Source organism: Streptomyces anatolicus, assembly GCF_019400875.1.
GTDB classification, from domain to species: Bacteria; Actinomycetota; Actinomycetes; order Streptomycetales; family Streptomycetaceae; genus Streptomyces; species Streptomyces anatolicus.
Window position 1 is genome coordinate 1 of the sequence record NZ_WMBF01000818.1, and the last position, 1470, is coordinate 1470.

Here is a 1470-nt window from a genome sequence, read left to right on the forward strand (position 1 = left end):
GGCTTCTTCGGCGACGTGCCGGGCCTGATCGGTCACATCCAGGGCGGCAAGCTCAAGCCGCTGGGCATTGCCGCGCCCACGCGCCACCCGCTCTTGCCCGATGTGAAGACGCTGGCCGAGCAGGGCATCACCGGGGTCGAGTCCAACAACTGGTACGGCATCGTAGCGCCCGCCACCACGCCGGCCGCCACGGTGGACAAGCTGAACCAGGCTTTGCGCGCCACGCTGGACAACGCCGCCGTGCGCGCCAAGCTGGAGAAGTTCGGTGCCCAGGCCGCGCCCAGCACCCCGCCCGCCGGAACGTCGACGCTAGCTGTGGCCCAGCTCCTCGCCGGGCCCCTCCACCGAGACCGACCCCGAATCCGCCGAAGGCCGAAGCGGCAACACATCCACCCGAGTCTCATCGAGCACCGGCGGCGCCGGCCGCGGCGGCTTCGGCATGACCGCCGCCTCGGAGTGCCCCCCGCACCCGTACGAAAGGGAGACCACATGCCCGTCCGCGGGCCCGAACTCATTGGCGCACACCCCGAACGCCTGCCCGAGCGATCCCCCGATAGCGACCAGGAACCCACAGCTGACGCACGCCGCGGGCGCCGCCTGCGCCATCGGCGTCTTCGCGCCGTGCGACTCCTCCCAGCGGTCGGCGGCGACATGCAGCCCGTACCGCGAGAGGACCCGCGCCCTGCGCATACCCAGCTCATCGGCGATCGCCGCGATCGAGCCCCGCGCCGGGGCGACCAGCAGCTCGGCGGGCGAGCCCGCCGTGACCTCCGCGTCCTCGGCCTCGGCCAGCTCCGCCATCTCCTGCGAGACGATGGAGTTCGGCGGCGGCTCCTCCTCGCCCGTGAAACCGGGCTCCAGACGCAGATCCTCCGCGTCCGTAGGCAGCAGATCACCGGGACCCATGTCCCCGGGCCGCAGCCGCTCGCTCCAGGGCACCCACTCGGGGGCCAGCAGGGCGTCGGGTCCCGGCAACAGGACCGTCTCGTCGAGCGTGACGACCTTCGCCCGCGAGGCGCGGGCCACCGTCACCGCCCAGCGCCAGCCGCGGTAGCCGAACTCCTTGCACTCGAACATGTGCGTGACGACGCGGTCGCCCTCGACGACGACCTCGACATGCTCACCGACCACCCCCGGCGCGGCGGCCTCCTCGGCCGCGGCGCGCGCGAGGCCGACCGCCTCGGCGCACAGGCGGTCGGGCGTACGCGGGGTGCGCGGGGTACGGCTTCGCGTTGTCGCTGCGCTCACAGGTATCGCTTCTCTCCTACGCCGTCTCACGAGTGCGCCACCCTTACGCGGGGGGCGGACGGAGCGGACCAGGGGGCCGCGTCAACGTCCGCGCCCGACGTTCTCAGGCGCACCTACGTCACCCATTCTGCGGGATGACCGAGAGGCGCGCGGCCGAGAACAACCGCCGCGGCGCGCTACGCACGCTACCTTCTCCTGGCCCCTGGGCCTACACCGACGTAC

General features: G+C 72.8%; 1 protein-coding gene and 1 pseudogene. One reads left to right on the forward strand and one right to left on the reverse strand.

Translation table 11 applies throughout. The annotated features are described in order from the left end of the window. Positions 1-15: 15 nt before the first annotated feature. A pseudogene (locus tag GKQ77_RS34205) lies at positions 16-213 on the forward strand (tripartite tricarboxylate transporter substrate-binding protein); the annotation flags it as partial. Between the two features lie 96 nt (positions 214-309). Here GKQ77_RS34205 and GKQ77_RS32710 read toward each other — a convergent pair. Beyond that, positions 310-1248 (reverse strand): DUF3027 domain-containing protein, encoded by a 939-nt coding sequence (locus GKQ77_RS32710; RefSeq protein WP_125513490.1) that lies wholly within the window; start codon positions 1246-1248, stop codon positions 310-312. Positions 1249-1470 lie beyond the last annotated feature (222 nt).